Source organism: Halomonas sp. 707D4, from assembly GCF_024158685.1.
GTDB lineage: Bacteria > Pseudomonadota > Gammaproteobacteria > Pseudomonadales > Halomonadaceae > Vreelandella.
Map to the genome: position 1 here is coordinate 1 of NZ_JAMZBD010000137.1, position 7,119 is coordinate 7,119.

Genomic DNA, 7,119 nt, shown 5'->3' on the forward strand with positions numbered 1-7,119 from the left:
TTTCCCGGGCGTGGCGGCAAGGCGATGACGCGCCAGACCTTCTGGCACCGCATCAAGCGCCACGCGACGACCGCCGGCATCACCCGGCCGCTGTCGCCGCATACGCTGCGCCACGCCTTCGCGACGCATTTATTGAATCATGGCGCCAATTTGCGTGTCGTACAGCTGCTTCTCGGACACAGCGACCTGTCCACGACGCAAATCTACACGCACGTTGCCCAGGCGCGCCTGGAGCAACTGCACGCCGATCACCATCCACGAGGTTGACAACATGCGCCAACGCACGACGTTCATGACGCGAAGCACCCTGGCCGGCCCGGGCCTGGCAACGATGCTGGCGCTGGGTGCGGGCCTTTCGACGCTGCCGGCGCTGGCCGACGCCCCGGCGCTTGCCGAGCGCCTGGAAGTGAACGGCCAGCCCATGCCGGTCGAGCGCGTCACCGAGACGCCGATGGAAGGCATCTACCAGGTGCGCCTGGAGAACGGCGAATCCTTCTACTCCAACGCCGACGGCAGCTACTTTCTGGTCGGGGATCTGTTCGAGAATGGCGGCCAGGGGCTCGTCAACCTGACCGAGCAGGCCAAGAACCAGGAGCGCGTCGAGGCGCTCGCCGCCGTGCCCGAGCGTGATCGTTTCGTGTATCGCGGCGTGGACGAGCCCCGGGCCACGGTGGTGGTCTTCACCGACCCGACCTGCCCCTACTGCGAGCGCCTGCACGAGACCCTTCCCGAGCTCAACGAGCGCGGCATCGCGGTACACTACCTGGCCTTTCCGCGGGCGGGCATGGAGAGCGACGCCGCCGCCACGATCCAGCGCGCCTGGTGTTCGGACAACCGCACCGAGGCGATGAGCCGCGCCCAGCGGCGCGAGCCGGTCAGCGGCGAGATCTGCGACAACCCGGTGGCCGAGCAGTACCAGCTCGGCATGGCGCTCGGGGTCCAGGGGACGCCGGCGATCATCCTGCCCGATGGCCGGATGGTGCCGGGGTTCGTGCCGCCGGATCGCCTCGCCGACATGTTAGGCTTGAACGACTAGACAGGCCGCTTCGGGCGGCGCACGCCAATCAAACGTCAAGACGCAGCACCTTGAGTGCGTATCAAGAGGGGAAGTATTTTGAAACCGGTAAGAGTAGGCCTTTGTGGTTTGGGAACCGTCGGTGGCGGCACCTTCAACGTATTGACGCGTAACGCCGACGACATCACCCGTCGCGCCGGCCGCCCGATCGTCATCGAGCAGGTCGCCCACCGCAGCATTCACCCCGATTGCGACATTACCGGCATCAACGCCACCACGGATGTGTTCGCGGTGGCGACCAACCCCGACATCGACGTGGTGGTGGAACTGATCGGCGGCTACGACCTGGCCCGCGAACTGGTGCTCACCGCCATCGAGAACGGCAAGCACGTGGTCACTGCCAACAAGGCGCTGATCGCGGTGCACGGCAACGAGATCTTCCGCGCCGCCCACGACAAGGGCGTGATCGTGGCCTTCGAGGCGGCGGTCGCCGGCGGCATTCCGGTCATCAAGTCGCTGCGCGAAGGCCTGGGTGCCAACCGCATCGACTGGGTGGCGGGCATCATCAACGGCACCGGCAACTACATCCTGACCCACATGCGTGACGAAGGTCGCGCCTTCGAGGACGTGCTCGCCGAGGCCCAGGCGCTGGGTTACGCCGAAGCCGACCCGACCTTCGACGTCGAGGGCATCGACGCCGCCCACAAGCTGACCATTCTCGCCTCCATCGCCTTCGGCGTGCCGCTGCAGTTCGAGAAGGCCTTCACCGAGGGCATCGCGCGCATCACCGCCGAGGACGTCGATCAGGCGGACAACCTGGGCTACATCATCAAGCACCTGGGGATCTGCAAGCGCACCGAGGGCGGGCTCGAGCTTCGCGTCCACCCGACGCTGATTCCCAAGGAGCGCCTGCTCGCCAACGTCCACGGCGTGAAGAACGCCATCGCCGTGATGGGCGACGCGGTCGGCCCGACGCTGTATTACGGCGCCGGCGCCGGCGCCGAGCCGACCGCCTCGGCGGTGGTCGCGGACATCCTCGACGTCGCCCGCGACATCGCCACCGACCACCACTACCGCGTGCCGTATCTCGCCTTCAGCGGGATCGACGACGGCGAGAACGACCTGCCCATCATGCCGATGGAAGAGATCACCACCGCCTACTACCTGCGCCTGCTGGCGGTGGATCGCCCCGGCGTGCTGGCGCGCGTGGCGACCATCCTGGCCGAGCAGGGCATCTCCATCGAGGCGCTGATCCAGAAGGAAGCCACCGAAGGGGAGCTGGTGCCGATCATCCTGCTGACCCACCGCACCCGCGAGCGCCAGATGAACGAGGCGATCCGCGAAATCGAGGCGATGGCGGACATCGCAGGTCCCGTCACGCGCATCCGCGTCGAAAGCCTGGACGAAGGAGAGTAATCCCATGCGCTACATCAGCACGCGGGGCCAGGCCCCGGCGCTTTCGTTCGAAGAAGTGGTGCTCACCGGCATGGCCAGCGACGGCGGCCTCTACGTGCCCGAAGAGATCCCTCCGTTTTCCCGCGAGGAGCTCGCCGACATGGCGGGGCTCTCCTACGCCGAGATCGCCTTTCGGGTGATGAAGCCGTTCGTCAACGGCGAGATCGACGATGCGACCTTCAAGCGCCTGGTGAAGGAGGCCTACGCTACCTTCAGTCACGACGCGGTGGTGCCGCTCAAGCAGCTCGACGCCAACCACTTCCTGCTCGAGCAGTTCCACGGCCCGACGCTCGCCTTCAAGGACGTCGCGCTGCAGCTGCTCGGCCGCCTGCTCGATCACTTTTTGAAAAAGCGCGGCGAGCGCGCGGTGATCATGGGCGCGACCTCCGGTGACACCGGCTCGGCGGCCATCGAAGGGTGTCGCCACTGCGACAACCTGGACATCTTCATCCTGCACCCGCACAACCGCGTCTCGGAAGTGCAGCGCCGCCAGATGACCTCCGTGCTTGCCGACAACGTCTTCAACATCGCCATCGAGGGCAACTTCGACGACGCCCAGGCGATGGTCAAGGCGAGCTTCGCCGACCAGGATTTTCTGCAGGGCACCCGGCTGGTGGCGGTCAACTCGATCAACTGGGCGCGCATCATGGCCCAGATCGTCTACTACGTGGCCGCCGGCGTCGCCCTCGGCGCGCCGCACCGCGAAGTGAGCTTCTGCGTGCCGTCGGCCAACTTCGGCAACGTCTTCGCCGGCTACATGGCCTACAGGATGGGGCTGCCGGTGAAGCAGTTCATCATCGCCACCAACGCCAACGACATCCTGCACCGCACGCTGGCCGCCAACGACTTCTCCAAGAAGGAGCTCGAAGCCACACTGGCGCCGTCGATGGACATCGTCGTCTCATCCAACTTCGAACGCCTGCTGTTCGATGCCTACGAGCGCGACGGTGCTGCGGTGGCGGCCCTGCTCGATCGCTTCCAGCAAGAGTCCACGGCCCTTGGCGACGCGCCGCTTTCACGCCTGCGCGAGAAGTTTTCGAGCTTCAGCGTGGACGACGCCACCATTCTGGAAGTGATTCGCGAGGCGCACCAGCGCACCGGCGAGATGCTCGACCCGCACACTGCCACCGGCTACCGCGCCGCCGAACGTGCTCGCAGTGACCAGACCACGCCCATGGTGACGCTGGCCACCGCCCACCCGGCCAAGTTCGCCGAGGCGGTGGTCAAGGCGGGCTTCCAGGGCGTGCCGCTGCCCACCCACATGGACGACCTGCTCGAGCGCGAGGAGCGCTACACGGTGCTGCCCGCCAGGCTTGAAAGCGTGCAGCGCTTCGTGGCCGACAACCGGCCCCCGGGGTAGTGACCGACTTGAGTGCCGCCCCCGCCACGCTGTTGCAAGACGCCAGTCGCCCCCGGCTGACGCCTCGTCCCCTGGACGAGGCGGTCTACGCCCGCGCCCAGCAAGAGGGTCTCTCGGAGCTTCAGGCGAGGCTTCTCGCCTCGCGCCTGCCGGGCTACACCGAGCCGCTCGCACCACTGGTGTCGCCGAGTCTTCGCTATCTCGCCCACCCGGAGAAGCTGGCGGACGCTCGGCGCGGCGCCGAGCGCATCGCCAAGGCCGTCGCCGAGGGCGAGTCGATCGGCATCCTCACCGACTACGACGTCGACGGCATCACCTCCCACGTGGTGATCCGGCGCACCCTGGTCGAGCTTTTCGGCGTGCCGGAAAAGCGGCTTCACAGCCTGATCGGCCACCGCATCAACGACGGCTACGGCATCAGTCTGCCGCTGGTCGAGCGCACGCTGGCGCTTTCGCCGCGCCCGAGCGTGGTGATCACCGCCGACTGCGGGAGCAGCGACGAGCCGCGCATCGCGCGCCTGAAGGCAGCCGGCATCGACGTGGTCGTGAGCGATCACCACGCGCTGCCCCTGGCCGGCCCGCCGGAATCCGCCTACGCCTGCATCAACCCGACCCGCGAGGACTGCGACTACCCGGACAAGACCATCGCCGGCTGCATGGTGGCCTGGCTTCTGATGTCGCTGGCCCGCGGCGTGCTGATCGAGTGGGGCGAGCTGAACGAGGCCACGCCCAAGCTTTCGCCCTGGCTGTCTTATGTGGCACTCGGCACCGTTGCCGACTGCGTCTCGCTCGGCGCAAGCCCCGCCAACCGCGCGGTGGTCAGTCACGGGCTCACGTTGATCAACCGCATGGACGCCGCCTGCTGGCGGGCGATGGCGGCGCGGCTCGGCGCCGACAGCGTGCCCTTCAGCGCCGAGACGCTGGCCTTCCAGATGGGCCCGCGCATCAACGCCCGCTCGCGTCTCGACGACCCCTACGCCGCGCTGCACTACATGCTCGCCGAGAGCGACGCGGTGGCCAACCGCCAGCTCGAGGTGCTCGACCAGGACAACCAGTCGCGCAAGGCGATCGAGGCAGACATGGCCGACGAGGCCAAGCGCCTGGCGCTGCCCGCGATCGAAGCCGGCGAGCCCGCAGTGGTGGTGTTTCTCGAGGATGGCCACGCCGGCGTGCAGGGCATCGTCGCCTCGCGCCTGGTACAGGCCTTCGGGCGCCCGGCGGTGGTATTGACCCGCGCCGCCGCGCCGCACATGCTCACCGGCTCCGGGCGCTCCATCGAGGGGCTTAACCTGCGCGACGCGCTGGCGCGCACCTTCGAGCTCGCCCCCGAGGCGTTGCCGCGCTTTGGCGGCCACGCCGGCGCGGCCGGCGTAGGGCTACCCGAAGAGCAGCGTGAGGCGTTCAAGGCGGCGTTCCTGCAGGCCGTGGTCGAGCAGCTCGGCGAGACGCCGCGCACGCCCAAGCTCCTGACCGACGGTACGCTCGGTGCCGCCCAGCTCAACCTGGCCACACTCGACGAGATCGATGCGCTAGGCCCCTTCGGGCGCGAGTTCGAGGCGCCGCTGTTCCAGGGCGAGTTCATCGTCGAGGCGCTGCGCCCGGTGGGCGGCGAGGGCATCCACCTGATGCTGGAGCTTTCCCTTGGCCCCGTAACCTGCAAGGCGATCTGGTTTCGCGCCCTCACACCGGGCGAGCTTCCCGCCTTCGGCGTCGGCGACACGCTCGCCTGCGCCTTCAAGCTCAACCGCAACCGTTGGCGCGGGCGGGAGTCGCTGCAGCTGATGGTGGAGTACGCCGAGCCCCTTTAGAGCTCGGTGGTTCGAACCTCGTACCGACAAGAAAAGAAAGGACGCCGCATGCGCGTGGAAGACCTTCCCAAGGACCCGCACACCCTGATCGAAGACGCCATGGCGATGCTGCTGGGCACGCTGTTCGTGGCGCTCGGGGTGACGTTCTACACCCAGGCGGTGCTGCTCACCGGCAGCACGGCGGGGCTTGCGCTGTTGCTCAACTATCTGAGCGGGTGGGGGTTCGGCGTCTGGTTCTTCGTCATCAACCTGCCGTTCTACTACCTCGCGATCAAGCGCATGGGCTGGAGCTTCACCCTGCGCACCTTCGTCGCCATCGGCCTGGTGTCGCTGTTCTCGGAACTCACCCAGGGCTGGGTGGTGTTCGAGCGCGTGCCCTCGCTCTACGCTGCGGTGATGGGCGGAGCACTCATGGGCATCGGCATGCTGATGCTGTTTCGCCACCGTACGAGCCTTGGCGGCATCAACATCCTCGCGCTCTACCTGCAGCAGCGCCACGGCCTGCGGGCGGGCTACGTGCAGCTCGCGATCGACGCCGTGATTCTCGCCGTCGCGCTCACCCAGCTGCCGCTGGATCGCGTGGCGTTTTCGGTGCTGGGCGCGCTGACGCTGAACCTCATCATCGCGCTCAACCACAAGCCCGGGCGCTACATCGGCGTCAGTTGATGCCGCCCTTCCAGAACCAGGCGACGATCAGGCCGATCAGCGCGAGACCGGCGAGGTTGACCAGTAGCGTCATGCGTTCTTCTCCTGGGTGGGTGTCCAGCGCCGCAGGCGGTTGGCGTTGCCGACCACGGTGATCGAGGAGAGCGACATGGCAACGCCTGCGATCATCGGCGAGAGCAGGGTGCCGGTCAGCGGGTAGAGGGCGCCGGCAGCGATGGGAATGCACAGCACGTTGTAGCCGAAGGCGCCGACCAGGTTCTGCTTGATGTTGGCAAGCGTCGCCCGGCTGATCTCGATGGCCGAGGCCACGCCGTGCAGCGAGCCGCGCATCAGGGTCATGCCGGCGCTTTCGATGGCGATGTCGGTGCCCTGGCCGATGGCGAAGCCGACGTCGGCGCGGGCCAGCGCCGGGGCATCGTTGATGCCGTCCCCCACCATGCCCACCACCTCGCCTTCACGCTGCAGGCGCTCGATCACCGCGTGCTTCTCCTCCGGCGCCATGCTCGCCTGGAACTCGCTGATGCCGGTTTGCCTCGCGATGGCGGCGGCGGTGTGCTCGTTGTCGCCGGTCAGCATGATCACCTTCAGGCCATCTGCCTGCAGCCGCGCGACCGCGTCAAAGGCGTCGCTGCGCAGCGGGTCGCTGACGCCGAACAGCGCGATCGGCGCGTCGCCTCTGGCAAGGTAGACGAGGGTGCGCGCCTGCGCCTCCAGCGCCTGCACCCGTGATGCGGCGGGGGCGAGATCGACCCCGGCCTCCTCGAGCAGCCGGGCGCTGCCGAGCAGCAGCCGTTCGCCGTCGGCGGTGTACGCCC

General features: G+C 67.8%; 7 protein-coding genes. 6 read left to right on the forward strand and 1 reads right to left on the reverse strand.

Annotated elements, in window-relative coordinates; all coding sequences use genetic code 11:
- The 6 genes from BIS11_RS07800 to BIS11_RS07825 all read left to right on the forward strand — a co-directional run.
- A partial coding sequence (locus tag BIS11_RS07800) for a tyrosine-type recombinase/integrase (RefSeq protein ID WP_253425331.1) occupies positions 1 to 267 on the forward strand: 267 nt, incomplete at its 5' end.
- A gap of 4 nt (positions 268 to 271) precedes the next feature.
- Positions 272 to 1,036, forward strand: a complete 765-nt coding sequence (locus BIS11_RS07805) for a DsbC family protein (protein WP_253425335.1) — start codon at positions 272 to 274, stop codon at positions 1,034 to 1,036.
- 78 nt (positions 1,037 to 1,114) lie between these two features.
- On the forward strand, positions 1,115 to 2,431 hold the full coding sequence (locus tag BIS11_RS07810; protein WP_253425338.1) for a homoserine dehydrogenase: 1,317 nt from the start codon (positions 1,115 to 1,117) through the stop codon (positions 2,429 to 2,431).
- A 4-nt stretch (positions 2,432 to 2,435) separates the two neighbouring features.
- Complete coding sequence (gene thrC, locus BIS11_RS07815) at positions 2,436 to 3,830, forward strand: threonine synthase (protein WP_253585891.1); 1,395 nt, start codon at positions 2,436 to 2,438, stop codon at positions 3,828 to 3,830.
- A gap of 8 nt (positions 3,831 to 3,838) precedes the next feature.
- Positions 3,839 to 5,638 carry a DHH family phosphoesterase gene (locus BIS11_RS07820; RefSeq protein WP_253425344.1) on the forward strand — a complete coding sequence of 600 codons (1,800 nt, stop codon included), beginning with the start codon at positions 3,839 to 3,841 and terminating at the stop codon, positions 5,636 to 5,638.
- Between the two features lie 48 nt (positions 5,639 to 5,686).
- The gene (locus BIS11_RS07825) at positions 5,687 to 6,304 is read left to right on the forward strand and encodes a YitT family protein (protein ID WP_253425347.1); all 618 of its coding nucleotides are present in this window, start codon (positions 5,687 to 5,689) and stop codon (positions 6,302 to 6,304) included.
- A 69-nt stretch (positions 6,305 to 6,373) separates the two neighbouring features.
- On the opposite strand, the gene BIS11_RS07830 is transcribed toward BIS11_RS07825, so the two are convergent.
- On the reverse strand, positions 6,374 to 7,119 hold a 746-nt coding region (locus BIS11_RS07830), incomplete at its 5' end, for an HAD-IC family P-type ATPase (RefSeq protein WP_253585892.1).

What these genes read in the sequence shown, in the direction of transcription:
- thrC (WP_253585891.1), top strand. Translation starts at nt 2,436, where the DNA reads ATGCGCTACATCAGCACGCGGGGCCAGGCCCCGGCGCTTTCGTTCGAA.
- BIS11_RS07825 (WP_253425347.1), top strand. Translation starts at nt 5,687, where the DNA reads ATGCGCGTGGAAGACCTTCCCAAGGACCCGCACACCCTGATCGAAGAC.
- BIS11_RS07805 (WP_253425335.1), top strand. Translation starts at nt 272, where the DNA reads ATGCGCCAACGCACGACGTTCATGACGCGAAGCACCCTGGCCGGCCCG.